We start from the raw sequence: 26,180 nt of genomic DNA, 5'->3' as shown, positions 1-26,180 counted from the left end.
TTGAGGTGGATCCGCCCCCTCCCCCATCCCGCCGGCGGACGCTTTCCAACGGTCTGTGCAGATGCGCAAACTGGGATGATCCGCGCCACAGGACGTCCATCGGCGGTGATCACAACCTCTTCGCCAGCTTGCGATCGAGCGATCACGAGCTCGAGCTGATCGTGAAGCTGTTGGAGCGTGTACCGGACCACGTACTCACTCCAGGTATTCCTTAAAGTCGTCGATCGGGGCATCGAAGTCCGGCGCGATGTACTTCGTTTTGCTCTTCATCAACCCAGGCGGCGGCCGCTGTCCGCTCTCAGAGCTCGCCATGCCCGAAGGAACAAGCCGCACCTCGACCTTACCCTCGCACGTGATCACAATCTCCTCGCCCGCCTTGGACCGGGCGATCAGAACCTCGAGCTGATCACGGAGCTGTTGGAGCGTGTACTGCACGCCCCAATCATAGCAGACGGCCAAAAACGCCAGCTGCTCGAGCCGGCACAGCCGCGCCGCCTTCACCACACCCACCACGCTCAACCCAGCTTCATCGCCTTCATCATCGCCTCGCCCATATCCGCCGGGCTCATCGCCACCACCGCGCCCGCGGCCTGCAGCGCACTGATCTTCGCGTCCGCCGTGCCCTCGCCGCCGCTGATAATCGCCCCCGCGTGGCCCATCCGCCGCCCGGGCGGCGCCGTCCGCCCAGCGATGAACGCCGCCACCGGCTTCTTCACGTAGGACTTGATGAACGCCGCCGCGGCCTCCTCGTCGCTGCCGCCGATCTCCCCGATCATCATGATCCCGTGCGTCTCCGGATCATCCTGGAACGCCCGCAGGCAGTCGATGTGGTTGAACCCGCGCACCGGGTCCCCCCCGATACCCACGCACGTGCTCTGCGCGAGGCCCCGCTGGCTCGTCTGCCAGACCGCCTCGTACGTCAGCGTACCCGAGCGGCTCACGATCCCGATCGCCTTGCCCAGCTTCGCCTGGCTGATGTGCGTGTGGATGTACCCCGGCATGATGCCGATCTTGCACCCCGCGTTGGTGTACGGGTCCGCCCCGCTCTCACCGCTCCCCGTCTTCGGCCCTGGAGTGATCACGCCCGGGCAGTTGGGCCCCACCAGCGTCACCTTCCGGGTGGCACCGGTCTCCCGACCGGTGTTCCCATTCATCTCATCCAGCACCGCCCGCGCCTTCACCATGTCCTGCACCGGCACGCCCTCGGTGATGCAGCAGATCAGCGGGATCCCCGCGTACGCCGCCTCCAGGATCGCGTCCGCCGCGAACGCCGGCGGCACGAAGATCATCGTCGCCGTCGCCCCCGTCGCCTTCACCGCCGCGTCCACCGTGTCAAAGATCGGGATCCCGTTGTCGTCCTTGGTCCCGCCCTTCCCGGGTGTCACCCCGCCCACCATCTTGGTGCCGTACAGATGGCACCCGCGGGTGTGCACGGCCCCGAACGAGCCCGTAATCCCCTGACAAATCACACGCGTTCCGGCATTGACGAGGATGGCCATAAGGAGGGGACGGTAGGCCCCCACCGGCCACCAAGTCCGCCCGCCGCCACCAACGAGCCCTGTGCGGAAGCACAGTCCCCCTGCCCGACTTACCCCGCCCCACTACTCAGCTAAACACCATATTGCTAAACGTCCCCAGCGTCGCCGCCGGCAGATACCCCGCCGCGCCCATCGACACCGAGTTCGCCGCCAATGACAGCGTGTAGTTCCCGTTGGGTAGCGCCCCCTGCACGCTCATCGGCGCGATCCGGTACCGCACCCGGATCGTCCCGTCCAGCGCCGTGAGCACACTGTCCACGAACACCCGCGTCGAGGCCCCGTTGGGCGCCGCCACCACCAGGCTCGACGCCGTGATCGAGCTCCCCTGCACCAGCCCGCCGATGTTGTTGAGCGCCACCTCCACCACCCATGCGTTCCGCGCCACGCTCAGCGTGCCCACCGTATTCACCACCGGCGGCGGGGGCGCGATCACGATGTTCGCCAGCCGCGTCGTCCCCACCACCCGCCCCTGCGTGTCCGTCACCTGCCCCGGCTGCACGTACACCGAAGACAGATTCCAGGTTCGATCCCACGGGCCTCGAACTCCAGTAAACGGATCCACATGGGCAATGCGGTACGTCGCCACGACCGAGCCATCCGACTCAACGATCGGAGAACCCACCAGCGTGCTGCCACGCAGGTAGAAGAAGTAGTTGAACGGGAAGGACGAGTTGTAGGTGTTGGCCAGCACCACGCCGATGTCGTTATCGCCGAGACTGGCCACACTGATCCCGCCCAGCCCGTCGTACCGCACCGTCGCCACCAGCGAGTCGTATCCCACCGTGGTGCTCACTACCCGCGCCCGCGGCGCCGAAGCGGTCACCTCGAGCTGCCGCGTTGTGATCAGCTGCAGCACCGGGTTCCCCTCCACCGGCGCCAGATACACCTCCACGGTGTACGTCCCGTTGTCGGTGTAATCCCATCCACCCCCGGGCGGGACGAACTCGAACAGGATGTCATCCTGCGTCGAGCGCACAAACCCGCGGTAGGGCCCCGTCCAATAGTCCTTGTAAGAATCCAGTTCCTGCCCGTCCGGGCCCTTCACCTTCAGGACCAGTGCGTTGCTCCGGTTGTTCCGCTCGTACGGCGTCGCGTACCGAAGCGTGAACTTCAGCGAGTCCAGCTCGATGAACGTTGTCCCCGCGGCCGCCGTGCCCGTGCTCACGAACGGCTCGTTCACCCACGTCACCACCGGATTCTGGAAGTACATCCCGAAGTACCGCACGAACCCGTCGCGCACACCGTCCCCGCCCACCTCCGAGATCGAACCCGGCTCGAGGAAGAGGTCGTACCGCCCGTTGCTCACCCGGAAGTCCCACTGCCCGTTGTCCGAGTTCGGCGCGAAGTGGTACACCGCCAGCACTTCACCGTTGCTCTGCGGCAGCACCTGCACCAGATCCCCGTGCACGCTGTAATCCCACGGCCCCGTCAGCCTCAGATCATCATCCCCCAGCGTCGACACATCGATCGCTGAGTCGCTGAAGTACCGCATCACCACCACCAGCTTCGTCGCCGTGGTGTACGCCGACTTCACCACCCCCTCGACCCGCCCGCCCGACGCCACCCGCACCGTCCGCGTGAGCGCGAACCCGATCGTCTCGCCGTTGGTCGCCCGCACCTCCTGCAGCCCCGTGCGGATCGTCGCATTTCCGCCCGCCACACTCGCCCACCCGCTCGCGGGCTCTGCCACGCGGTACACCGCCGTCACCACCCCGTGAACGACCTCCGGCGTCCCCACAAGCGTGCCGCTCGCAAGCGTCCCGCCCATCGCCACCTTCACATCGCCGGTCCCGATGCTCGCGAGGTCAATCCCCGACGGGTGGCTGTACCGCACCGTCACCAGCATCTCGCCCGTGGTCACCGACACCCGCGCGATCTCCGCCGTGACGCCCCGCGCCTGCACATCGAACTCGCGCGTCACCAGGACCGGCTGCTGCACCGGCTGCGTCCACTGGTTCGGCGGCGGGAGCGGCGCCATCCGCACCGTCAGCGTGTACGCCCCCGCGTCCGACGTGTCCCACGTCACACCGGGCACCGCGAACTTCACCGGGATCACCGCCTCATACCCGCCGCCCGGCAGCGCCGTGAACTGGCTCACGATTGGCGTCACCGTCACCGTCTGGTCATACCCGTTCGGCCCCGTTAGCCGCGCCACGAATGCCCGCGGCAGTTTCGCCAGCGACCGCACCTGGTACCGCACGTCCACCCACCCCTGATCGCTGACGCTCACCCGCCCCGAGCTGTCCGGCAGCCCCGTGTACCCCATCCCGTACACGTCCAGCCGGTTTTCGTTCGCCACATCCAGCACCGGCGCGCCGAACCACAGGCTCAGCGTCCGCACGTCCGCCGCGGCGTTCGTCTCGCCCGCGTCGTTCTCCACCGTCCCCTCGTTCAGCTTGATCGTGTAGTGCCCGTCATCGGTGATGAACCGCCACTGCCCGTGGCTGGCCGGCGCCAGCACCCGGTAACGTGCCACCGCCGAGTTGACGCCCGTCCCCACCAGGCTCACGAGCTCCGCCTGCTCATCGAACCCGCCCAGGTTCCGCACCACGCGGATTTCGTCCCCATTGATCGTCGACACATCGATCGGCCGATCGCTCGCGTACCGCACATTGAAGAACAGCGACCCGACGTCCGTCCCCGCCCCCGTCACCGTTGCCGTCACCGCCGCGAGCAGCGCCCGCGCCTCCAGCTGTTCCATCGCCGGCGCAGCCCCCGCATCAACACCCAGCTCGGCGCCAAGCCCAAAGCCCCAACCACGCCCCATCCCACGGCGAGTCTTCCAACTCATTTGTACGCTCCCGTTGCTCTTGGGGCCCGCTTGCGAGCCCAAACACGCGGCAAGGTTCCGCGGGCGGCCCAATCAGGCCACCCCTCGGCAACGGGCCCCATCAGGGCCCATCAGCCGGCAACCCCAACCTAGCAACCCGGGTGACCCCCCGCAACAGAGTTTTCTGTACCAAACTACGAACACGCAATCGCAGCACACAAAAAGCGAACACGCCCCGGTTGCCCGGGGCGTGTTACTCCCTTTCCTCAACCGCGTCGCAGGTTCACCCAGGGCAGAGTCGCACGGACCGCCCAAGGCTCACCCGACGCCGCGGCGAAATCCTGACCGACCCGGACGGGAACTCAGTCCCGCCGGATCGTTGTGGTCGTGGTGTTCGTATCGACATCGACGTCAACGCCGTCGCGGTCGATCGTCGTGGTGGTGCGGTGCACCTCAACCGCCGGGTTACCGACCGGGTCGGGCTTCTGGTTGATGATCCCGCCGCCGACATAGGGCGACGCCGAGCTGCCCGTCACGCCGGTGTTCGGGCCGTACTCGGAGACGTACGGGGCCCACGCCCGGTTGTCGTGCATGTCGTCATACCCGCGAAGGGTCCGGTTCTCGGTGCAGCCGACGCTGAGAAGTGCCGCCGCACCGACGATGGTCGCAAGTCCAGCCTTGATACGCATGATCGGTCTCCTGTGGTAAGCCTGTTTTCCCCGGTCACACCATCACACCCCGCACTGAGCCGGGCATGAAACTCGGGTCGGCCAACCCTTCGTGCCGGTCCTCATTCCAGCTGGATTGGTGCCACCGAGATGTCCTCATCTCGGTGGGCTCCCGTCTCATGACCCGCCACCCTCCCGCGCCTCTGCCCTCCTCTGCGTTCCTCCACCCTTCTCTGAGTCCCACACCCCCCGCGGCCGCCGCAGTCTCACCCGCGCCCGCACCCACGTCCCCACCCCCACGACACCCACAACCCCCCACGCCACCCCCACCAGCACCGCCTCCAAGCGCCATGGCACAAACGCCACCACGATCGAGCCCAGCACACCCACCACGCATAGCGCCAGCCCCGCCTCGCACACCGGCGCCACGGCGTCCGAGCGCACACCCACTGTCCCCTGCCGCCACCGTGGCACGCCGCGTCCATCGGGCACAAACGCCGGCAGGTGCACCCCCGCCGACCCCAGCGCCGCGAAGCACACCATCACCAGCCCCACATTCCACGGCAGCAGAAACAGCAGCTTCCGCCAATCCCAGTGATTCAGCCCCGGCGCGAGCATTGCCGACCTTGGGTTCTCTGGGTCATACCACACGCGAACAGGCTCGCCGATCCCATGTCGCGACACGACGGCCTCCGCCTCCGCCTCGCTGCCCGGCAGCCCGTACCGGTAGCGTTGGCCCGTGTACACCTGCCCGCCCACCTCATACCGGTACACGATCTTGATGCCCAGCTGCCCCGACCTTCCACGCTTCCCATCGCGTGCCCAATCAGTTCCCGCCAAAAGCACCGTGCCCTCGGCCATTGAATAGCCGAGGGCACGTACTTGCTCAATCATGGGGCCGACGGCGCGTAGGTCTAACCAGAGCACCGCCACCGCCATGCACAGCAGCAGCCCGGGGGCGATCGCGTTGGACGCCAGCCGTCGGACCACGCGAACTCAACTCGCCCGCGTCGTCGTCGCGTCCCCGTTCGCGTGCGGCGGCTTGACCACCACGTTCTGGCCGTCACGCTCCGACAGCTTGCCCAGCGCCGGCGGCAGCTCAATGCCCGCCTGCTTCGCCAGCTCGTGCAGACGCGGCAACGCCCCCACCATCCCGCTGATGAAGTCCGCCGTCGCGTTCCGCCCGTTCGCGTTCGTCCCCTGGTCCCACACCGTGATCTTGTCGATCTTCAGGCTGCCCACCGCCTTCACCTGCTCCGCCACCAGCTTGGGCAGCTGCTCGATCAGCAGCAGCGTCGGCCCCACCGCCGGGTCCGTACCGCAGGCCTCGATCAGCTTGCGGTAGCCCTCGGCCTTCGCCTCCATCACCATCTGCACGCCCTTGGCCTCCGCCTCGTACTTCGCCAGGATCGCGTCCGCCTCGCCCGCCGCCTCGCGACGCCGACGCTCCGCCTCCGCCTCCGCCGCGATCTCCACCCGCAGCTTCTCCACTTCCTGCGGGGCAATCTGGTCACGCGCCAGACGTGCCTTCTCCTGGTCGCGCTGCGCCAGCATCACCGCTTCCTGCGCCTTGGCCTGCGCCACCTGCGAACGCCGCGTCGCCTCCGCCTGGATTTCCGCCAGCTTGGCGTTGCTCTCGGCCATCAGCGCCCGCGAGGCGTTCTCGCCCGTGGTCGCCGTCGCCTCCGCCTCCGCCACCCGCACGCGCTGCTCCTGCTCCGCCTTCTTCTTCGCCGCGATCGTCTCCGCCTCGCGCTGCGCCATCGTGATCTCGCGCTCGCGCTTGGCCGCCACTTCGCCCTTCACCGCCTCGGCTTCCAGCGCCGCCACCGCCACACGCTGCTTCTGCTCCGCCAGCTTCTGCCCCTCGACCCCCGCCGCCAGCTCCGCCGCAACCTTCACGGTCCGCTCGCGCACCGCCGCGGCCTCGCCCGTCGCTCCTTCCCGGTCCTGCTCCGCCACCTCCACCTTCGCGCGGTTGATCGCCTCCGCCGCCGCCCGCTTGCCGATCGCCGCGATGTACCCCACCTCGTCGGTGATGTCCCGCACGTTCACGTTGATCAGGTCCAGGCCGATCTTGTTGATCTCCTGCGCCACGTTGGCGTTGATCAGCGTCATGAACTTCTCGCGGTCCTTGTTGATCTCCTCGATCGACAGCGTCGCGATCACCAGCCGCAGCTGACCCAGGATGATGTCCTGCGCCTGCTCCCGCACCTGCTGGGGGTGCAGGTTCAGCAGACGCTCCGCCGCGTTGTTCATCAGCACCGGGTCCGTCGACACGCCCACCGTGAACGTCGCGGGCACGTTCACGCGGATGTTGTTCAGCGACAGCGCCCCCTCCAGCGGGATATCGATGACCACCGGCTCCAGCGAGAGGTACGCGTAGTCCTGGATCAGCGGCCAGATGAACGCGCCGCCGCCGTGGAAGCACTTCGCCGCCCGGTCCTTGCCCACCGAGCCGTACACCACCAGCACCCGGTTGCTCGGGCACCGCTTGTACCGGCTCGCGATGAACAGCACGATGAACAGGACCAGCAGCACCACCGCCACCACGGCCCCGATCCCGTAGATCGCGCTGTCGCTCGCCTGCCCGACCACCAACATCATGTCACTCAAGCCACTCATGCGCATAGCGATAACCTCCCCAAACGGCCCCGAGCATACACGATCAGGCCCGTTCCCTTGCCAATCACCCGCCACCGGTCCGGCTTCAGCCAGAAGTCAGCCCAGCGGCGTCACCGTCACCGAGTTGTCCGGGTTCACCCGCACCACCCGCACCCGCGACGCCTGGGGCACACCCTCGCCCTCCCACGACGCGTTCACGATCCGCATCCGGTCCTTCACCACCAGCTTCACCTGCCCCTGGCCGCGCTCGGGGATCTGCACGTACACATCCGCCTCGCTCCCCACGGCGTTCTCCAGCCGCACATTCCCGCTGCTCTGCAGCTCCATCGTCGCCTTCAGCATCACCGCCAGCAGCCACACCATGAACAGGCCCATGCCCATCCCCACCAGCAGGCTCCGCCCCAGGTCCCACTTCAGCGTGTACAGCCCCAGGATCCCGCCCCACCCGAACCCCATTGCAAACGCTAGCAGCGTCTGCAGCGACAACGCCTTGAACGCCCCGGCCGCGTCGTGCCCATCCACCGCCCCGCCCCCGTCGGTCACGTCCCCCCCACCACCGTGATCGACGTCCATCCCATGCCCGGCGAACAGCATCAGCACCATGCGGATGACAAACAGCAGCGTCCCCACCAGCGCCGGCACCCCGAACCAGATCGCATCCCCCGTCAGCAGCTTGTCCAGCACGCGCCAGCCCTCCTTCCCGTGTCACACGTCCACCCCTGGAGTATCCCAGAAAGCGGGGACCGCTGCCGAACTATTGGGAACCACCCGCGCCGGTTTCAGTTAGTGATAGCTACACGCCGCGCGTGCCACGGCGACCTTCCCGGGCGTGCCATGGCGACGTCTTCGTCGCTATGGATTAACTCACGACCAACCCAAGCGCCCCGCCCGCAACCAACTCCTCGGCACGATCCCAGCCTGAAAGGCTGACGTTCAGTAGCCGCGGGCAGAGCGAGGAGTCCACGACGAGCGCCGCCCGCGGACAAAACAGCCACGCGCCGCGGCAGCCTGTAAGGCTGCAGGCACCGGTGCACTCGGCTCCCTCTCCCCGCCCCCAAGGGGGCGCCAGAGTGTTGCCACCGGTGAAGCGAGTCCGCGAGCGCAACCGGTGGAACGCCCCTCAAGAACATTGCCGCCCCCACGGGGCGGAGGAGGGCTGTCGCTCCACCACTCACCGCGCCCACCTCTGAATCCTCTGCACTCCTCTGCCCTTCCTATGCGTTCCTCTGCATTCCCAACCCCCCTACCAACCTCCCCACCACCTCCGAGAGCGGCACCGCCACCTGCCCCCCGCTCGCCAGGTCCTTCACCTGCGCCACCGCCGCGCTCTCGATGATCACCGCCACCCGCGCCTTGCTCGCCGCGGCGTCCTGCAGCAGCTTCCCGATGTTCCGCGTCGTCTTGTACGTGTGCCGCGCGTGCAGCCCCGCGCCGCGCAGCATCGCCACCAGCGGCTTCAGCTGCGCCTCGCTCTCCGGCTGCCCGTTGCTGATCACGAACACGTCCGGCCGCACGCCCGCCTTCTCCAGCAGCGCCGCCTCATCGGGCATCAGCCCCTTGTCGCCCAGCACCAGCGACAACACAACGTCGCCCATGCCGAACCCAACAGCCGGCGTTGCGGGCCCGCCGAACAGCTCCACCAGGTTGTCGTACCGCCCGCCGCCCGCGATCGCCCGCTCGTTCCCGCCCGCCTCGTGCACCTCGAACACCATCCCCGTGTAATACGCGAGCCCGCGCACGATCGACAGGTCAAAGTCGATCCAGTCGATGATCCCCGCCGCGACCAGCTCGTTGGCCAGCGGCGTCACCGCCTGCGAGAAGAACGTCAGGTCCACCAGCTCCTGCCCCGGCGCGGCGTCCCCCGCTCGCTCGTTGAACGCAAGCTCGACGTTCACCGTCGACCCCGGCCCCACCGGCGCCGTCGTGCGGATGATGCCCTTGCTGAACACCTCCGCCTGCTCGGGCGTGAAGCCGTACTGCGCCAGCTTGGCGACAAAGTCCGCCGGCGGCATCTTGCCCTTTGCGTCCAGCAGCCCCAGCAGCCCCGTGTGCAGATCCTGCGCCAGCCCGCGGGACTCCAGCCACTGCGCCAGCGCTGCGCGGTGATTGACCTTCACCCGCACGTCTTTCTCGGTCAGCCCCACCGAGCGCAGCATCGACACGCACGTCGCGATCACCTCCGCGTCCGCCGCGGGAGACGCATCGCCCAGCAGGTCAACGTTCCACTGCAGGAACTCCCGCAGCCGCCCCCGCTGCGGGCGCTCGGCCCGGAAGAACGGCCCCGCCATGAACCACTTGGTCGGCTTGGGCAGGCTGTTGGCCTTGGTCGCGTACATCCGCGCCAGCGTGGGCGTGAACTCCGGCCGCAGCGCGTACGTCTTCTCCCCGCCCGCCCGCTCAAAGCTGAACAGCTCGCTGACGATCCCTTCGCCGCTCTTGACCGTGTACAGGTCCAGGTGCTCGAACGTCGGCCCGTCGATCTCGTCGAACCCGTGCCGCACCGACGCCGACCGCCACGCCTCCATGATGAATCGCCGGCGCGCCGCCTCCACCGGGTAGAAGTCGCGCGTGCCCTTGGGAGCCTGAAAGACGTGAGGAGAAGCCATGGCGGGAAGCGTAGCGCGGCCCGCTCGCGCCCCTGTCACTTCATCAGCGGCGACGCCGCAGGCCCATCACGCCCAGGCCCGCGGCCATCAGCCCCACCGCGCCGGGCGCGGGGATGATCAGCGTGCCGGTGAACTCGCCCTCGCCCAGCGACGTGCCGTAGATGAACAGCACGTTCTCGATGCGGCTGAGGTCGAAGTTGGCGCCGGCGTTGCCCAATCGGAACACCACGCTGTGCTTGATCAGGCCGCCGCTGCCGAGCACGCCGCCGTTGCCCGTCGCGATGTCGTCACCCAGCGACGTCAGACCATACTGGAGACCGTCGGGGTTTGGCGGCGGCGACAGGTCGGGCCCAGGGAAGCGGTCGCCGTTGCCGACCAGCCCGCCGAGCCCCGAGGAGCTGATGATGTAGTCACGCCCGCCCGGAGCGCCGACCACGCCCGCGCGGTAGGCCCACTCTCCGCCGATATCGCCGCCCGCGGGCTGGCCATCGGGGTCGTACACGACCGTCGAACCAGCGCCCAGGTGCCCGCTCAGGCGCGTCAACGCCACCGCAGGCCCCGAGATGTCGAACGAGATCGCGGTCAGGATGTCCGGGGGCATCAGCACATCGGCCAGCGAGGTGTTGCTGAGCGTCACAATCAGCTCGCCGCTGGCGTTCACCGAAAAGGTGGCCTCCGCGGCCTTGCCGCCGGAGCTGGTGCCGCTGAACACCACACCCGCCTGCGACACCGCGCACGCGGCCGCGACAATCACCCCTGCCAAGATGGAACGCATTGGCCGTCTCTCCCCGCCCGAACCGGGCACCACCGCCGCCGATGCGCGTGCGATGGCAGTCTCTCCACCCATCCGGGCGAACGCCCGGCTGGGATGAAGTTTCGCGGGGAGACCAACGCAGTTCAATATTTTTGTGCGAATTGCGGGCGCAAATTCGGCGCTTGTGGTCCGATCACGCCCCCGGAGCAGGCACCCACCCGCAGCCTTGTGAACCTGGGCAACCTAGCGGCGACGACGGCGCGTCGCGACCAGCAACCCCGCCGCGCTCAGCACCGCCACCCCTGCGGGGGCAGGGACGACCTCGTCGGGGCGGGCCGGGACCTTGTCCGAGCCGCCATCGGCGAAGCCGCGGAAGCGGACCACCATGTCCGGACCTGGGTGGTTCGCCACGTCGATGAAGTCCAGAGCCTCCAGCGCAGCGCCGTCGCTGGCCGTGACGTTGAACTCAAACACCCCGGTCTGGCCGACGCCCAGGCCCCGCGAGGGCTGCCCGCCGCCGGTCCAGTCGGCGTCGAGTGCCGCGCCGGCGACGAAGTGGCCGAACGGCGGAGCCTCGGCCGGGCCGAGGTTCTGGAAGTTGACCGGGCCGGTGACCAGGATGGCCGACGCCGCTGCATCGCTGCTGCCGATCCGGAACGCGAGGCCGGTCAGGAACCCGCCGTTGGCCACCGGCGATGTGTTGGTAATGGTGATCGTCAGCTTCTGCTGAGCGGGGTTGTAGTCGAGGCTGCCCTCGAAGGACCCCAGGTTCTCCGTGCTCGCCATGGAGTCGGAGGTGAACTGAATGACATCGGCGGAAGCCGCCCCGGTAAGGGCGAGGACCCCGCTCACACACACGAGGGAACACAGTGAACGCATCCATCCTCCTCACAGCGCGGAGCGAGGGCTCCGCCTGCGGAGAACGTGCATCCAACTCCACACGGTGGCGACCAAAATGGTCCTCTAACCCGCGAATTCGGAGGATGAGGACCGCTTCATCCCCCGCCCGCGCCACTCGCGCGGGCGGTCTTGCCCAAACTACCGCCGGCGCTTCGTGATGAGCACCAGGCCGAGGCTGGCCACGACCAGGGGGCCCGGCGCGGGGATCGGCACGCCGCGGATCGCCCACTCCTCGAAGCCCGCGCTGGAGCTGTGGTTGGTGCCGAAGGCGGAGTAGAGGTAGACGTAGTCGCTGGGGGCGGCCCCGGCGAAGGCCGTGACAGGCACCAGCAGCGTCATGTCGCCTACGCCCGAACCCGCGTTGAGCTCGTACTCGAGCTTCACCCAGTTGTCCCCGCCGGCGTCAAGGTCGTACCGAAGCGTGCCCAGCGAGGCCACGTTGGTCGTGTTCTGGCTGCCGATGGGCGAGGTGTAGATCTGGATCTCGTCGAGCGAGAGCAGGCTCTGCGTGCCGCCGCGGGACTCGTTGATGTCCAGGCGGAAGTCGTAGTAGGTGATGCCGTCGCGCTCGACGGTGAGCAGGTCCTGGACCTGGATGTCGCGTGTCCAGATGCCGGCGAGCTCGTCGAACGGAAGGTCGTTGTTGGAGGTGTTGTACCCCTCCTCGAAGCCGTTCATGCGGATACGCACGAAGGGCTCGTAAATGCCCGTGCCCGCCGCCTGCTCGGTGTTGTGCTGGAACACTGCCCCGTTGAGCATGCCCGAGGAGTTGGGCGTGGTCAGGTCGATGATGGCGCCCTCCGCGGCGCCCGCCAAACCCATGACCCCCACGACGCCCCCCGCCACCATCGCGAACATGAGCTTGTGATTCAACATCCCTGTCTCTCCTCTCTAGGGCTTGGAGAGGGGTCCGCCTCGTGCGGTCGCCCTCGCACCAGAAAGGTGACCCGGGATGGGTCCTGAGCCCACCGATCACGCCCCGGGATTGGTCTGTGCGGGCGCGCACGCGGCGTGGGTGGTACAGGCCCAACGGGGCTGATCGGTTACCGGAAGTCATGGCCCCCTCCCGCTACCATTGCGGCCCATGCCGACCATCACCATCAACGGGAAGAAGTGCGACTTCACGCCCGGCCAGACGATCCTCCAGGCCGCGAACGCTCACAGCGTCGACATCCCGCAGTACTGCTACCACGACGGGCTCTCCGTCGTCGCCAGCTGCCGCATCTGCCTGGGTGAGGCCATGGCCCCCAACAAGGCCGGGCAGCTCGAGCCCTTCATGGGCGGCAAGCTCTTCCCCACCTGCCAGACCCCGGCGGTGGACGGCATGGTCGTCTACACCGACAGCCCCAAGGCCGTGGCCAACCAGAAGGCGGTGATGGAGTACCTGCTCATCAACCACCCGCTCGACTGCCCGGTGTGCGACCAGAGCGGCGAGTGCTTCCTCCAGGACTACTCCTACCTCTATGGTCGCGGCGTGTCGCGCTTCGAGGAGCAGAAGGTCAAGCAGCCCAAGAAGGACCTGGGCCCGCACGTCTACCTCTACAGCGACCGCTGCATCATGTGCACCCGCTGCGTCCGCTTCACCCGCGAGGTGACCGGCACCGGCGAGCTGATGGTGATGGGGCGCGGCAACAAGGAGGAGATCGACGTCTTCCCGGGAGTGCCGATCGACAACGAGCTCTCGGCGAACGTGATCGACCTCTGCCCGGTTGGCGCGCTGCTGGACAAGGACTTCCTGTTCGCCCAGCGCGTGTGGTTCCTCAAGGAGACGCCCTCGATCGACCCGCTCACCGCCAGCGGCGACAACATCTCCATCCACCACAACGAGGGCAAGATCTACCGCATCAAGCCCCGGACCAACATGAGCGTCAACAAGTGGTGGATCACCGACGAGGTCCGCTACGGGTGGAAGTTCGTGCACGGCCCCGACCGCCTCCGCTCGCCCCTGCGCAAGCAGTACGGCACGCTGGTCGAGGCCGACTACGTGCGGGCGTACGACGACGCCATCGAGGGGCTGAAGGTCGCCGTCGCAAGCGGCAAGCGGGTTGCCCTGGTCGTCAGCCCGATGCTGCCCTGCGAGGAGGCGTGGGCGCTGGCCAAGCTCGCCCGCGCCATCGACCCCCAGTGCGTGCTCGCTGTCGGCCCCGTGCCGTTCCACGGCGAGGACAAGACCTTCCCGCCGAATGACCCTAATGGGTTCAAGGTGTACGCCGAGAAGGCCCCCAACGCCCGCGGCGTGCGGCGCGTGCTCTCCACCTTCGGCAACGTGCTCTCCTACGAGCAGCTGCTCGGGGCGCTGGGCAAGGGCAGCGGGCGCAGCGACATCGGCGGGGTGATCGTCACGGGCAACTACCCGACCCAGTGGGCCACCGACGAGCTGCTGAATGCGCTCGGGGGTAAGTTCACGGTCCTCATCGACACGCTGTACACACCGCTGGTTGACCGCGCCGACATCGTGCTGCCCGGGGCCACGTGGGCCGAGAAGGCCGGGACGTTCGAGAACGCCCGCAACATGCTGCAGTCGTTCCACCAGGCGATCCCGGTGATCGAGGTGGCCAAGAGCGAGGGGCAGATCGCCCTGGACATGCTGGCCGTGCTGCAGGGGGCGCCGCCCGTTGTCGATGGCGTCGCCTCGGTGGTGGTCGTCTCCACGTGGGCGCAGGTGCCCGCTGGTCGCGAGGTGGTCCTGCCGCGGGCCGAGACCTTCAACGCCGGGAACATCCGGCACCAGATGGCGCAGAGCCACGGAGACCTGGGCGTGTTCGTCAGCAACGTGAGCCAGCCGGTTGTTGAGGTTGCTCAGAGCGCGGACATGCAGATGGTTGAGCTGTGAGTCAGAGGCAGGCTTGGCGGCATAGGACTCATAGGAGTCATGGGACTGAACGTGTGCGGCGCGGCGGCGGCTGATCGCCGCGCGTGCGTTCGCGACCGCGCGCAGGATGGTGGTGGCGCTGCGGCGGGCTTCGATGTTGTGGTGTTCGAGCTGCTTCGTTGGGTGGGGCGGGGGTGTGAGCAGGCGGGCGAGCGTTTCGAGAGCTTGGGTTTCCATGCGCGCAAGCGTGAGCTCGCGATGGGCGAGGATGTAGGGCGCGATCTCGGGGCGGGTGGAGAAGGCGACGATGTCGAAGGGGGTTGACTGCGCGCTGGAGGCGGTCTCGAGGGGGTCGAAGTCGCTGAGCAGGAGGGCGGTGAGGGTGGACCGGTCGGGAGGGGAGAGGGGCTGCAGCATCGGCGACGGCGTGTTGATCGTTGTGGGCGGGTCGGCGCACGCGGCGTCCTGGCTGGTATGAGCGGTCATGGCGGGCTCCTTGCTTGGTGGGGCTGCTGCGTCTGAGGGAATCTAGTGGCGCGCAGTCGCGGCGGAAAGAGGGATTCCGCGCATGTCCACAAGTGTGCGCACAAACGTGACTGTTACAGCCGTAAGTGCTGTGTGGGGCGGGGTTGGAGATGTTGGCGAGCCGCGCGGGGTTGACGGACCGGTGTTGGGCGCGCGATTTGATTGCGAGCGGCACGCGCTCGGCATTAGCATGCGGGGATGGAGATGACGCGCCGACACCGCTGGTTGGTCCGGGTTGCGAAGGCGCAGCTTATTCTGGGAGTGATTCTGCTGCTGGTGTGCGCAGCGTCATTCGTGTGGTACGTGCTGTATCAGCAGCCGCCGGGGGTGACGCTCGTCACGCAGCCTGATGGGAGTTTGATAACCGCTCCTCCTGAGGCGGGGAAGGTGCGCGTGCGACTGGTTGGCGGATCGCTCATCGTTGCGAATGGTGAGTTGCCGTGGAATGCCAAGGTGAAGGTGCGGCTTGGGCGGATGGTGCAGGCCGGGTGGCACGTGGGGCGCGTGAGTGCGCCGCGAGCGGTGTTCATGGATGCGAACGCGTGGAAGTACCACCTCTATCCGGAGCACATGCAGGTGCAGCTGCTGCCGGTGGCGGGGGTGCTCATCTTGCCTTGGTTCCTGCTGACGCGGTACCGGGCGAAGTGGATGTGCCAAGCGTGCGGGTATGACCTGCGCGGGCTGGCTGGGCGGCCCTGTCCGGAGTGCGGCGGGGGCGATGGAGAGGCCCGGGGAGCGAAAGGCCACCGAGATGAAGACATCTCGGTGGCACGGCCGATGTAGCCTGCATGCTGCGTGAGATTCTGCGCTGGTCCGTCGGCGTGCTGGCGCTGTTTGGCTCTGCGAACCTCGTGCGCGCGGGGCTCGGCGGGGCTGATCACAATGTGTGGTGGGTCGATTTGCGGTGGCTGCCCTCGGCTATCGGTGGCTGCGTGCTTGCGGGCTGCTGTATCGCAATCGTCGCGGGTGTGGTGATTCCTCACTCGCGTCGGGCCCGCGCGGGCGCGGTAGTGGCGTGTGCGGTGCTGGCGGTGATCGGCGTGGTGAACGCGGTGACGTTCTGGATGCTGCTGTCGCGGGGCGTGATTGCGTCGGACGTGCCGGTGCCGCTCTCGATTCTGTTTGCCGCGATCCTTTGGGGCGGTGCGTGGGCGCACGCCCGCCCGCCTTCCGTGGTGGGTGCGCGGCGCGTGCTGGCCGCGGTGCCGGCGCTCATGCTCGCGGGGGCGTTCCCGCTGCTGCAGTCGCTCACGTTCGGACTGACGAACTACGCGCGCCCGGCTGAGGCGATCGTCGTGTTCGGCGCGCGTGTGTACGCCGACGGCACGCCATCGGATGCGCTGTCGGACCGCGTGCGCGAGGGTGTGCGGCTGTACCACGCGGGGCTGGCGCCGCGGGTGGTCATGTCGGGCGGGCCGGGGGACGGGGCCATCAGCGAGCCGGAGGCGATGCAGCGGTTGGCGGAGTCGCTGGGCGTGCCGTGCGCGGCCATCACTCAGGACCGGAGCGGGCTGAACACCGCAGCGACGATCGGCGCGTGCAAGGACCTGGGCCTGTCCCGGGTCGTTGCGGTGAGCCACTTCTACCACCTGCCGCGGGTAAAGCTGCTGGCGGAGCACCAGGGTGTCACGGCATACACGGCCCCATCGCCGCAGGGGCGGGCATTGCGAGCGCTGCCGGTGTTCATGGGTCGCGAGGTGGCGGCGTGGTGGTGGTATTACGTCTGCTGAAAGAGCCGATCGCGTGAGCGAGCCGGCAGGCCGAGTGACCCACGCATCAAACCGGGGAAACACTCGATCGCTTGCGCGATCGGCTCTTTTGGAATGGTCTACCATCGCTCATGACCATCATGTGGATCGTCATGGCCCTGGTCGTTGTCATCGGCATCCCGTTCACGCTGTGGTGGTGGAAGCAGGCGGACAAGTGGGCCGACGCCGAGCACAAGCGGTTCAAGGAGAAGCCGGACACGCGCGACAAGGTGGTGGTCCGCAAGTAGCGGATCCGGACCAGGTCGTAGCGGGCGTGCGGACTAGTTGCTCGCCGGCAGCACGGGGACCTCGCCGGCAGGCACGCGTGCGAGCACCCAATCGACGCCGAGGGCACGCTCGGCGAGGCGGTCGAGGACAATTTCCATCACAGCTGCGTCGGGCGCCTCTTCGAGCCCGTCGACGCCCAGCTCCGCGGCCACCGCGCGCAGCCTCGCGCTCGACAAACGGATGATCACCTGCGGCAAGGTCATGCTGAGCGGTTCCCCCTGCTGCCACGCCTCGTCGCGTGACCCCGCGTTCACCACGGGCCGGGGAGCATACCCGGGCAGGGGATGCGGCTTCAAGCTTCAAGGCTCAGGGGTGGGTCAAGAAGAGTGGCCGGGTTCGGTCGGCAGAGTCAGGTACACGGTTGAGCCCTTGCCGGGGCCGTCGGATTCGAGCCACACGCGCCCCGCGTGGCGCTCGACGATCTTCTTGACGATGGAGAGCCCTGCGCCCGCACCGCCGCCGTAGCACTCGCGCGGGTGCAGGCGGCGGAACATGCGGAAGACCTCGCAGTGCTTGTCCTCGGGCACGCCGATGCCATTGTCACGCACGTAGAGCGTGGCCTGGCCGCCGTCGCGTGAGGCGACGCCGACCTCGATGGTTTTCGCGGGCGACTCGTTGTACTTGATGCCGTTGGCGATGAGGTTGGCGAGGACCTGGGCGAGGCGGGCGGGGTCGCCCCAGAGACGCACGCCGTGGGCGCTCTCGTGCACGGAGACCTGCGCGTTGCCCTCACGCACGCGGGCGCCGACGAGCTGCACGGCCTCACCGACGACGCCGGGCACCTCGAGCCACTCGTGGGTCATGGGGACGCTCGAGACCTTGGCCGATTCGAGCAGTGAATCCAGCAGCATCTGCATGCGGCCGCAGAGCTCCTGGAGCTGGGCGATGCGTCGCTTGCCGTCCTCGTCGAGCTTGCTCTGGCTGTCCTCCTCGAGGAAGCTTGCGATGAGGCGGATCCCGCGCAGCGGTTCCTTGAGATCGTGCGCGGCGATGTAGGCGAAGTCCTCGAGGTCGCGGTTGCTGCGGGCGAGCTCTTCGGTCTGGCGGGCCTTCTGGCTCTCCCACTCGTGCTGGGCGGTGCGGTCCTGCACCATGCCGACCCACTCGATGACCTGACCGTCGTCGTCTTGCACGGGTGAGGCGGTGATCTCGACATGCCGCCACTCGAGCGTGCCCTGGTCGGCGAGGTGGCGGAGGCGGTAGCGCAGGCGGATCATGGGCTCGGCGGTTTCGAGCGCGTGGTGCATCTTCTCGCGCACGCGGGGCTGGTCCTCTGGGTGGATGGCGTCGATCCAGCCGTGCCCGGCGTACTCCTCGTAGCGCTGGCCGGTGAAGCGCTCCCAGTCGGGGCAGGGCTCGGTGAAGCGAAGCTGGGCATCGCGCACCCACACGAGGTTGGACGAGACGGTGACAATCGCTTTGTAGCGGGCCTGGCTGCGGGCGAGGCGGCGGAGGAGCGCGGCGTCGTTGCCGTTGTCACCGCGGGCCGGCTCCGGCTGGGCGCGTCCCGCGGCGCGGCCCGGCGTATGGCGTGCGGTTCCTTCGAGGCCCAGCGCCCGCTGATCGTCCTGACCTGGTGACATCGGTGCCCCTTGCCCGGCGGCCTTGGCCCGCCGGTTGAACGTACTCACAAGTGCTACGCCGCCAATGTGTTGCGGAGTTGTTCCTAACCTGAACTTTCAAGCGCCGACCGGGTGCGGGGCTCCAAGGGCGCTCACCTGTTCGTCGGGTTGGACGCACTTTGAAGCCGGTCGGTGTTGGCAAGCCGGTGGTATCGATTTAACCGGTCACTCACAAGCAGTCACAACCACCGAGGCACCATGCACGTGCGGATGCGGTGGCGCGAATCCCAAGCGACGCCGTGGATGCGAGCCGGGCCTTCGTGCCCGGCTTTTGCTTTTTTCGTGCGCGGGACGTTCACACGACCTCCAGCAGACCTTCACCCCGGTCCGGCCCAACTGAGTCATGTGCTGGCCGCCCCAACGCCCCCGACGGGGCGGCCGCTCCTGGAAGCCGGGCCAGCGAGAGATCATGGCCCGGCTTTTTCGTTGAAGGATCGATTTTCATGCGGTGCACGACAATGCGAACGAACGCCAAGCGTTTAGCTGTAAACGGAACGTTCCAAAGCACTACACGATCCGTTTGCGGCGCGCTCACGACGAGCGCGTACTACTTCCCGGAAGAGCCATGGATCGGCACTGCTCCAACAACTCCAGGACCGACTCTCGTCGCGGGGCTCCGGGGCGTCATGACGAGCCCCGGTCGCGGCCGAGCACCGCTCGCCCGACGCACCCCCCGCCCAACAACCAGCCCACGCCCGTCCTGCGCACGCCCATCGCCGATGCGCTCCGAGAGCTGCTGGGGCCGATGCGCTGGCTGGGGGCGCCAAAGGGCTCAGACCTTTCCGAGGCCCTCGGCGGCATGCCCGGTGACGCCGGCTGGCTGCTCCAGCTGCCGCACGACGGCGGGCTGCTCTGCATCACCATCTCGCGCCGGCTCGGACCTGCATCAGAAGAAACGCGGGTCGTGCTCTTCCAGGAACTCAAGGGTCACGGCGGGTTCACGTGGTGCCTCGCGGCCGACGACCCTTCCACGCTCGAGCGGGTGAAGGCGGAGATCCGCTCGCTGCTGGATGACGGCGCACGCGTCATGCACACGCTGCACTGAGCCGCGGGTCCCTCAAAGCATCTAGGCGCCGGAACCCGCGTCAGGGCTCCGCTCCCGAGCGCCCAGGTGCACGCCGTCGATGGTCTGCGCCAGGTGCTCCATGACTTCCTCGCGTGGAGCGGTGACGGCCCAGACAGCCATCGCCGTTCGGAGCTCGCGGTCCGTCATGACGGCCAGAACTTCGCGCGTGGGGACGCGGTGGTGCTCAATGCCGCGCGCCAATGACAGGTGGTCCTTGCATTCCAGGCCGAGCGTCCGCCCCACCTCCGTCAGGCGGGCGACCGAGAGCAGCGTCAGCAGGGAAAACAGGCGCCGGGTGGCGCTCTCAACGCCTGCCAGCAGCGCGTCCTTCATTCCAAGGCCCAGCCGGGTGGACAGCACGCGGGGATCGAGAACTTCGAAGAGGCTGCGGACCACCGGCGGCTCGGCCGGCGGCTTCACCTCGCACACCTGCGCGGCTTTCGCCAGGGCCCGGCGCGCGAGCCCGCGCTCCAGCGTGCTCATCTGCGTCCACACCGCGTCGACATTCACCAGCGGGGCCCGCTGCATCAGCCGGATCAGCTCGTCCCTGTTCAGCCCCTCGATGTTCCACAGCCCCAGGCACGTGGCGATCTCCTGGAGACGCGGGCCCGGGATCGCGTCCAACGCCGGAAGCAGCGTGAGCTCCGGCGGTCGCCGCTCGCCGAGCTTGAAGGTCGGAACCGGCTCCTCTCCGCGATCACCCCTGCCGCGGAGAGGCTCGAGCCCGACCAGCCCCGACTCTGAACCCCTGCCGGGGTCCTCCAAAGTTCCGTTCTTTTCCCCTGACATCGGAGCCCCCTTCCCTCTAAGGAGTCCGACGATTTTCCCGGAAGGACGTCACGCACGGGTCGTCGTTCAGCTTGCCTGTCTTAACAGTGGCCGATCCTAACGGACGTGGTACCGGCATGCACGCATTTTGTTTCAGAAAATCGCGTGGCCGTGCTACCACGTGGCGCGCTCGCCTGCCCACCGTCGAATGAAGACGGAAAACTGCGCTGAAACACCGCTGCACCGCACAGCTTTGTGCGTTGATGGACCCCTCAGACAATTTTGCGCATGACGCTGACGGCCGCGTAGAGCCCGGCGACCTGTTCGCGCCCGACGACTCTCGGCGGGTAGGCGCTGTTAAGCGGCTGAAGGCGGATCAGCTCCTCGCCGTCCTTGCCGTGCTCCAGGTACACGCGCTTGAACGTCGACTCGTGGTCGGGCTCGAGGCGCGCGAAGCAGTCCATGCCGCTCTTCACCGTCTTTGTCGGGCTGAACACCACGATGTCCCCCTCGGTGTACACCGGCTGCATCGAGTCACCCACCACGCGGCACGCGAACGCGTCGGGGTCATCCAGGTCCGGGCAGCGCACGTACTCGTCCGCCACGCGCGCGGGGTATCCCAGGTCGGTGAACTCCTTCGGGTAGCCGGCCGCGACCTTGTTGATGAGCGGCACCTCGCGCGGGAGCGCGATGGGGACGACCCCGCCCGATGCCGCGGCGCTCTCGCGCCCGCCCGAGAGCTGGTCAACCAGCCGGCGCAGCTCACCGCTGCGGTAGAGCGTGTCGATGGAGCCGCTCTTTTCCCCCTTGGTTTTCAGCAGCTCGGCCAGGCGCTGGGCCACGCGCTGCTGGTCCTGCAGTTTCGCCACACCCTCGCGCACCGGCGCGCCGCCGGCATCCAGCCCGCGCTGCCACGCCGCGGCGGCGACGAGCTGGCCCGGTGGAAGCGCGAGCACCGATTCGATGCGGCGGAGGATCTCATCACCGGGCGGGTTGCGGTCCCCGTTCTCGACGGCCGAGAGCAGACTCTTCGCGCAGCCCGCACCGTCGGCGACGCGCTGGAGCGAAAGGCCGAGCTCCTGCCGCCGCTGCCTGATCACTGCGCCTACCTGTTGCTGCGTCATTGAAGTCCCTCCAAACCAAACACGGAGGCACGGAGAGCACGGAGGGGAACACGCGAGAGGAAGATTGATCGTTCAAGTTCGAAGTCCCTCATCGCCGGCTTCTCGATCCAAGCTCCCCCAGCTTTCCCCTCCGTGCTCTCCGTGCCTCCGTGTTTGGTTTTTCTGATCAAGGCCCGCCAACGACTTGCGCACCCATCGGCGACGTTTGTGCGCAAAATCGTTGACATACCTTACAGACCCCTTGCAACTCGTTCAAGAGCTGGTGAAACTGTAGCCGCTGTTCACAAGGTTGTGAACACGACCGCACGCACCCGTTCCGCACCGCAGGGGGACTCCCAATGGACGAGCAAGCCCTTGAACCGCAGGCCTTTACCGACCACTTCTCCGCCCGCAACCTCGACCGCCGCCGCTCCGGGCGTGGGTCCCAGGCCCTGATCCTCAAGGGCGCTGAAGTCCTCCCGCACGCCGACCGGGCCCTCCTCAGGGCCGTGTACGCGGACGGGCGCTCGGCCGCGGAGATCGCCCGCCTCAACCCCAGCGTGAAGGCGCGGGCCGTGTCATACCGCGTGCGGCTGCTGACCCTGCGCGTGCTCTCGCCCGAGTTCGCGTTCGTCAGCGCGCACCGGCGGAAGTGGGGCCGCACGCGCGCCAAGGTGGCAACGGCGTGCTTCCTGCACGGCCTGTCGATCCGCGAGGCCGCGCGCCTCGCCCGCGTCTCCTTCCACACCGCCCGCCAGCACCACGCGGCGGTGCTGGAGCTGATGCGCTCGCAGCCGCAGCCCACCACGCTGCTCCACACACCCGAGCCAGCGCCGCTCGAAGTTATCCCCGAGTCTCGTCCCGCGATGGGAGGTGCGGCATGAGCCTGATCCGCACCATCGACATCACCACTCGCCCCACCGAGCGGCTGCTGAGGGCGTGCGCCACGTTCGGGCTTGCTGTCCGCCCCACCGCCAGCGACCTGCGGCCCACGTTCACCGCGATTGCCCGCGAGCTGCACGCCCGCTTCCGGCCCGGCGACATCGTGCTCATCCAGGGACCGAGCGGCAGCGGAAAGTCCACGCTGCTGGGCGAGCTTGCCCGCCTTTCTCGCTCCAACGGGCACAACGTCATCACCGGCGACAGCACCCCACCCCACCCGGAAACAGCCCTCATCGACCTCATCGACCTGCCGCTCGACGGTGCCCTGCGCACACTCGCCCACGCGGGCCTCGCGGACGCGACCATGCTCTCCCGCAGTGCGTACCAGCTTTCCGAGGGCGAGCGCTTCCGGCTGCGGCTCGCGCAGGCCCTCGCCAGCGTCCAGCAGCACCACGCACCCGTTACGCTCATCATCGACGAGTTCGCCAGCGTGCTCGACCGTGCCACCGCACGCTGCCTGTGCTACGCCCTGCGGCGGCTCATGGGCGCGGTGGGTACCCCGCCGCTCCGCGGCGGTCTTCGTTCGACTCAGGAAGTCCTTCCGGCATTTGCAACACCAAAGCGAAAGGCAGAAGTGCCGCCGCGGAGCGGCGGGGTACCCAAAGCGCTCCTGCTCCTCGCCACCGCGCACGACGACGTCGCCGCGTGGCTCTCGGCCACGCACATCATCGACGTGCACGCCGGCACCGCCACGCTCCGCATGCCCACCGGAGGCCAGCCATGAACATCACCATCACGGAGGGCACGCGGGCCGACTACCAGGCCCTCGCCCGCTACCACTACCGCGCCCCGCGCCCGGCCACACCTGTCCTCACCCTCGCCGCTCGCGAGGGCACCACGCTCGCGGGCGTCCTCGTCGTCATCATGCCCACGCTCAACGCCCCCTGGCGCCGCACCGCCTGGCCACACCTCTTCACCGTGCCGCCTAAGTGTCCTCCTCTCGGTAGTCCCACCACGGTCACGTGGACCGCCCGCACCACCGCCACCACCATCAACCGCCACATCCGCACCATTGCCCGCGTGATCATCGACCCGCGCTACCGCGCGCTGGGCATCGCCCGCCGCCTCGTCGAGCACTACCTGAGCAACCCGCTCACCACGCACACCGAGGCCGTGGCCGCGATGGGGCGCGCCTGCCCGTTCTTCACCCGCGCCGGCATGGAAGAGCTGGCGCCGCCCACCTCGCGCCGCGACACACGCCTGGCCCTCACGCTCCGCACCCTCGCGTTGAACGCGTGGGAGCTGGTGGACCTCACCCGCGCCCGCTCGGCGCTCGTCGCCTCCGACACGCTCCGCGCCGCCATCTTGCGGTGGGCCAACGACAGCAAGAGCACGCGCCGCCACCTCCCGCTCGACATGACAGACCTTGATGGACTCGCCGAGTTCGCCGCGCTCGCGGGCTCGTCGCTCACGGCCAGGCCGCTGGTGTACGTGCACAACGTGCCGCGACCGTGCCCCGTGGCACGACCGTGCTCTGACGGTCGTGGCTCGTCCGTTGATCACGAGACTCCCCTGCCCTCCTGAAGCCCCATCCCACGACCGTCAGAGCCCGGTCGTGCCACCTTGCGACACCACATGAACCCATACTCCCGGAGCACGCCAATGCCTTCCGAAGACGCCGCGCGTCCGCTGCCACCCGAACCCACCACCCCCGATGAGCTGCACGCATGGCTCAAGGACGCCTTGAAGCTCACAATCCCGCGGGCGCCGGTGCTCGAGGGCAGCTCCGCGCCCTTCGACTACCTGTGCTTCGCGTTCTTCGGCCCCGGTCTCTGGGTACCCCGACGCTCCGCGGCGGCTCTTCCGAGTATCGCTGGGGCGCAGGACCTACAAAGCACAGCGACAGTACCGCCGCGGAGCGGCGGGGTACCCACAGACTGCGTCGTCTGGGCCAACCGCGGCGGCGGCAAGACCTTCCTGGGCGCCGTCGCCACGCTGCTCGACCTCCTCTTCCGCCCCACCATCGAGGTCCGCATCCTCGCGGGCTCCCTGGAGCAGTCCAAGCGCATGCACGCCCATCTCCGCCGCCTCTTCGACCCGCGCACCAGCGAAGCCCTCGCGGCCGAGGTCGACGGCAAGATCACCGAGCGCCGGCTCGCCCTCAAGAACGGCTCGAGCGTAGAGCTGCTGGCGCAGTCCCAGACAAGCGTCCGCGGCACGCGCGTGCAGAAGCTCCGCTGCGACGAGGTCGACCTCTTTGACCCCGAGGTATGGGACGCGGCGCAGCTCACCACGCGCAGCAAGCAGTGCGGCGACCACCTCGTCCGCGGCAGTGTCGAGTGCCTCTCAACCATGCACATCCCGCACGGCGTCATGCACCGCCTGGTGCAGGAGGCCCGCGAGGGGAAGCGGTCGCTGTTTCGGTGGGGGGTGGTGGATGTGCTGGCGAGGTGCGGGGAGGAGCACGTGTGCCGTGCCACCGAGATGTCTTCATCTCGGTGCGGTGCGACCCCCGACCACCGAGAAGACCCGAGGACGGGTCATCTCGGTGGCACGTGCCCCCTCCTCCCCGAGTGCCAATCCCGCGCCAAGGACCCCGCTCGCACCCCCGGCCACGTCACCGTCGACGACGCCATCGCCCAGAAGCGGCGCGTGCCGCTGGTGGTGTGGGAGTCCGAAATGCTCTGCCTCCGCCCGCGCCGCACGCACGCGGTGCTCCCCGAGTTCGACCCGCACCTGCACGTGTTCGACCACGCGGGCCCCGCGCCACACCTCACCCGCGAATGGGCGGTCGGGATGGACTTCGGCTTCACCGCCCCCACCGCCATCGTCTACGCGGCCATCGCCCACGACGGCAGCATCTGGGTGATGGACGAGCGCGTGCAGGCGAAGGTCATCCTCGGCGAGCACATCCGCGCGATCTCCCAAGGGCTGGCCCGCGAAGGCATCCCCGCGTGGCCGCCGCCCGCGTTCATTGCCCCCGACCCCGCGGGATTCCAGCAGAATCAGGAGACCGGGAACGCGCCGATCCCGATCCTGCACCAGCACGGCTACACCACCCGCATCAGCCGCGCGATGGTGAACGAGGGGCTGAACCTGGTGCGGGCCCGACTCGCACCCGCGACCGGCGAGAGGCCGCGCCTGTTCGTGCACAAGCGGTGCACGACGCTCATTGAGTGCCTGGAGAAGTACCACTTCGACCCCAAGCGGCCCGAGGACCCCAACCCCGTGAAGGATGGGCACGACCATGCGGTGGACGCCCTTCGTTACCTCGTGCAGGCCCTGGACCGGCCGAGCAAGACCCAGCGGGGGAACTACGCCGATGGCTGACGGCGCTCACAACCCGGTTGCGAACCGCGCGAATGCCATCGCAGCTGAAACACCCCAGTTTGACGCTCTCAGGGACCCGCGCGCAACCGCCCGATCCACAGCCACCTGCGCCCGCCCAAGCCTGTTCTCATCCCGCCCTGCGCCGCGTGCGTCCTGCTCATCACCGATCACCGCC

General features: G+C 68.2%; 26 protein-coding genes. 11 read left to right on the top strand and 15 right to left on the bottom strand.

The window, feature by feature from the left end:
* Nucleotides 1-195: 195 nt before the first annotated feature.
* From VD997_16565 to VD997_16515, 11 genes are all read right to left on the bottom strand, one after another.
* The gene (locus VD997_16565; protein ID HYE63606.1) at nucleotides 196-519 is read right to left on the bottom strand and encodes a hypothetical protein; all 324 of its coding nucleotides are present in this window, start codon (nucleotides 517-519) and stop codon (nucleotides 196-198) included.
* On the bottom strand, nucleotides 516-1,499 hold the full coding sequence (gene sucD / locus VD997_16560) for a succinate--CoA ligase subunit alpha (protein HYE63605.1): 984 nt from the start codon (nucleotides 1,497-1,499) through the stop codon (nucleotides 516-518). The genes VD997_16565 and sucD overlap by 4 nt, the downstream gene beginning before the upstream one ends.
* Before the next feature lie 106 nt (nucleotides 1,500-1,605).
* Nucleotides 1,606-4,329 (bottom strand): hypothetical protein, encoded by a 2,724-nt coding sequence (locus tag VD997_16555; GenBank protein ID HYE63604.1) that lies wholly within the window; start codon nucleotides 4,327-4,329, stop codon nucleotides 1,606-1,608.
* A gap of 341 nt (nucleotides 4,330-4,670) precedes the next feature.
* Nucleotides 4,671-4,997 carry a hypothetical protein gene (locus VD997_16550; GenBank protein ID HYE63603.1) on the bottom strand — a complete coding sequence of 109 codons (327 nt, stop codon included), beginning with the start codon at nucleotides 4,995-4,997 and terminating at the stop codon, nucleotides 4,671-4,673.
* 156 nt (nucleotides 4,998-5,153) lie between these two features.
* On the bottom strand, nucleotides 5,154-5,966 hold the full coding sequence (locus tag VD997_16545; protein ID HYE63602.1) for a DUF3592 domain-containing protein: 813 nt from the start codon (nucleotides 5,964-5,966) through the stop codon (nucleotides 5,154-5,156).
* A gap of 6 nt (nucleotides 5,967-5,972) precedes the next feature.
* Nucleotides 5,973-7,601: an SPFH domain-containing protein gene (locus VD997_16540; protein ID HYE63601.1), complete on the bottom strand. Its 1,629-nt coding sequence runs from the start codon at nucleotides 7,599-7,601 to the stop codon at nucleotides 5,973-5,975.
* Nucleotides 7,602-7,697: 96 nt separating this feature from the next.
* A complete protein-coding gene (locus VD997_16535; GenBank protein HYE63600.1) occupies nucleotides 7,698-8,285 on the bottom strand; it encodes a hypothetical protein in 588 nt (195 codons plus the stop codon).
* A gap of 530 nt (nucleotides 8,286-8,815) precedes the next feature.
* The gene (gene hisS / locus VD997_16530) at nucleotides 8,816-10,207 is read right to left on the bottom strand and encodes a histidine--tRNA ligase (protein ID HYE63599.1); all 1,392 of its coding nucleotides are present in this window, start codon (nucleotides 10,205-10,207) and stop codon (nucleotides 8,816-8,818) included.
* A 43-nt stretch (nucleotides 10,208-10,250) separates the two neighbouring features.
* Nucleotides 10,251-10,982 carry an XDD4 family exosortase-dependent surface protein gene (locus VD997_16525; protein HYE63598.1) on the bottom strand — a complete coding sequence of 244 codons (732 nt, stop codon included), beginning with the start codon at nucleotides 10,980-10,982 and terminating at the stop codon, nucleotides 10,251-10,253.
* 222 nt (nucleotides 10,983-11,204) lie between these two features.
* Nucleotides 11,205-11,840, bottom strand: coding sequence for a hypothetical protein (locus tag VD997_16520; protein HYE63597.1), 636 nt, complete (start codon nucleotides 11,838-11,840; stop codon nucleotides 11,205-11,207).
* 159 nt (nucleotides 11,841-11,999) lie between these two features.
* Nucleotides 12,000-12,737, bottom strand: a complete 738-nt coding sequence (locus tag VD997_16515) for a hypothetical protein (protein HYE63596.1) — start codon at nucleotides 12,735-12,737, stop codon at nucleotides 12,000-12,002.
* Between the two features lie 208 nt (nucleotides 12,738-12,945).
* On the opposite strand from VD997_16515, the gene VD997_16510 reads away from it, so the two are divergent.
* From VD997_16510 to VD997_16485, 6 genes are all read left to right on the top strand, one after another.
* Nucleotides 12,946-14,694, top strand: coding sequence for a 2Fe-2S iron-sulfur cluster-binding protein (locus VD997_16510; protein ID HYE63595.1), 1,749 nt, complete (start codon nucleotides 12,946-12,948; stop codon nucleotides 14,692-14,694).
* Nucleotides 14,695-14,733: 39 nt separating this feature from the next.
* Nucleotides 14,734-14,997, top strand: coding sequence for a hypothetical protein (locus VD997_16505; GenBank protein HYE63594.1), 264 nt, complete (start codon nucleotides 14,734-14,736; stop codon nucleotides 14,995-14,997).
* A complete protein-coding gene (locus tag VD997_16500) occupies nucleotides 14,981-15,151 on the top strand; it encodes a hypothetical protein (protein ID HYE63593.1) in 171 nt (56 codons plus the stop codon). Before VD997_16505 ends, VD997_16500 begins: the two co-directional genes overlap by 17 nt.
* Nucleotides 15,152-15,396: 245 nt before the next feature.
* Entirely contained in the window at nucleotides 15,397-15,981 is a 585-nt protein-coding gene (locus VD997_16495) for a hypothetical protein (GenBank protein HYE63592.1), read from the top strand.
* Nucleotides 15,982-15,986: 5 nt separating this feature from the next.
* On the top strand, nucleotides 15,987-16,928 hold the full coding sequence (locus tag VD997_16490; GenBank protein HYE63591.1) for a YdcF family protein: 942 nt from the start codon (nucleotides 15,987-15,989) through the stop codon (nucleotides 16,926-16,928).
* A 110-nt stretch (nucleotides 16,929-17,038) separates the two neighbouring features.
* Nucleotides 17,039-17,194, top strand: a complete 156-nt coding sequence (locus VD997_16485) for a hypothetical protein (GenBank protein ID HYE63590.1) — start codon at nucleotides 17,039-17,041, stop codon at nucleotides 17,192-17,194.
* A 33-nt stretch (nucleotides 17,195-17,227) separates the two neighbouring features.
* On the opposite strand, the gene VD997_16480 is transcribed toward VD997_16485, so the two are convergent.
* A complete protein-coding gene (locus VD997_16480) occupies nucleotides 17,228-17,530 on the bottom strand; it encodes a hypothetical protein (protein HYE63589.1) in 303 nt (100 codons plus the stop codon).
* A 21-nt stretch (nucleotides 17,531-17,551) separates the two neighbouring features.
* A complete protein-coding gene (locus tag VD997_16475; GenBank protein HYE63588.1) occupies nucleotides 17,552-18,817 on the bottom strand; it encodes an ATP-binding protein in 1,266 nt (421 codons plus the stop codon).
* Between the two features lie 604 nt (nucleotides 18,818-19,421).
* Between VD997_16475 and VD997_16470 the strand changes: the two genes are divergently transcribed.
* Nucleotides 19,422-19,901: a hypothetical protein gene (locus VD997_16470; GenBank protein HYE63587.1), complete on the top strand. Its 480-nt coding sequence runs from the start codon at nucleotides 19,422-19,424 to the stop codon at nucleotides 19,899-19,901.
* 21 nt (nucleotides 19,902-19,922) lie between these two features.
* On the opposite strand, the gene VD997_16465 is transcribed toward VD997_16470, so the two are convergent.
* Nucleotides 19,923-20,711, bottom strand: a complete 789-nt coding sequence (locus tag VD997_16465; protein ID HYE63586.1) for a hypothetical protein — start codon at nucleotides 20,709-20,711, stop codon at nucleotides 19,923-19,925.
* A gap of 251 nt (nucleotides 20,712-20,962) precedes the next feature.
* Nucleotides 20,963-21,814 (bottom strand): LexA family transcriptional regulator, encoded by an 852-nt coding sequence (locus tag VD997_16460; protein ID HYE63585.1) that lies wholly within the window; start codon nucleotides 21,812-21,814, stop codon nucleotides 20,963-20,965.
* A gap of 338 nt (nucleotides 21,815-22,152) precedes the next feature.
* On the opposite strand from VD997_16460, the gene VD997_16455 reads away from it, so the two are divergent.
* From VD997_16455 to VD997_16440, 4 genes are all read left to right on the top strand, one after another.
* Nucleotides 22,153-22,677 (top strand): hypothetical protein, encoded by a 525-nt coding sequence (locus VD997_16455; GenBank protein HYE63584.1) that lies wholly within the window; start codon nucleotides 22,153-22,155, stop codon nucleotides 22,675-22,677.
* Nucleotides 22,674-23,459, top strand: coding sequence for an AAA family ATPase (locus tag VD997_16450; protein ID HYE63583.1), 786 nt, complete (start codon nucleotides 22,674-22,676; stop codon nucleotides 23,457-23,459). The genes VD997_16455 and VD997_16450 overlap by 4 nt, the downstream gene beginning before the upstream one ends.
* Entirely contained in the window at nucleotides 23,456-24,259 is an 804-nt protein-coding gene (locus tag VD997_16445; GenBank protein HYE63582.1) for a GNAT family N-acetyltransferase, read from the top strand. Before VD997_16450 ends, VD997_16445 begins: the two co-directional genes overlap by 4 nt.
* A gap of 78 nt (nucleotides 24,260-24,337) precedes the next feature.
* Entirely contained in the window at nucleotides 24,338-26,005 is a 1,668-nt protein-coding gene (locus VD997_16440) for a hypothetical protein (protein HYE63581.1), read from the top strand.
* The last annotated feature ends 175 nt before the right edge of the window (nucleotides 26,006-26,180 follow it).

Source organism: Phycisphaerales bacterium (assembly GCA_035627955.1).
Classification (GTDB): domain Bacteria; phylum Planctomycetota; class Phycisphaerae; order Phycisphaerales; family UBA1924; genus JAEYTB01.
Note: the sequence above shows the minus strand (reverse complement) of the source record. Positions and strands in the feature narration are given on the sequence as shown.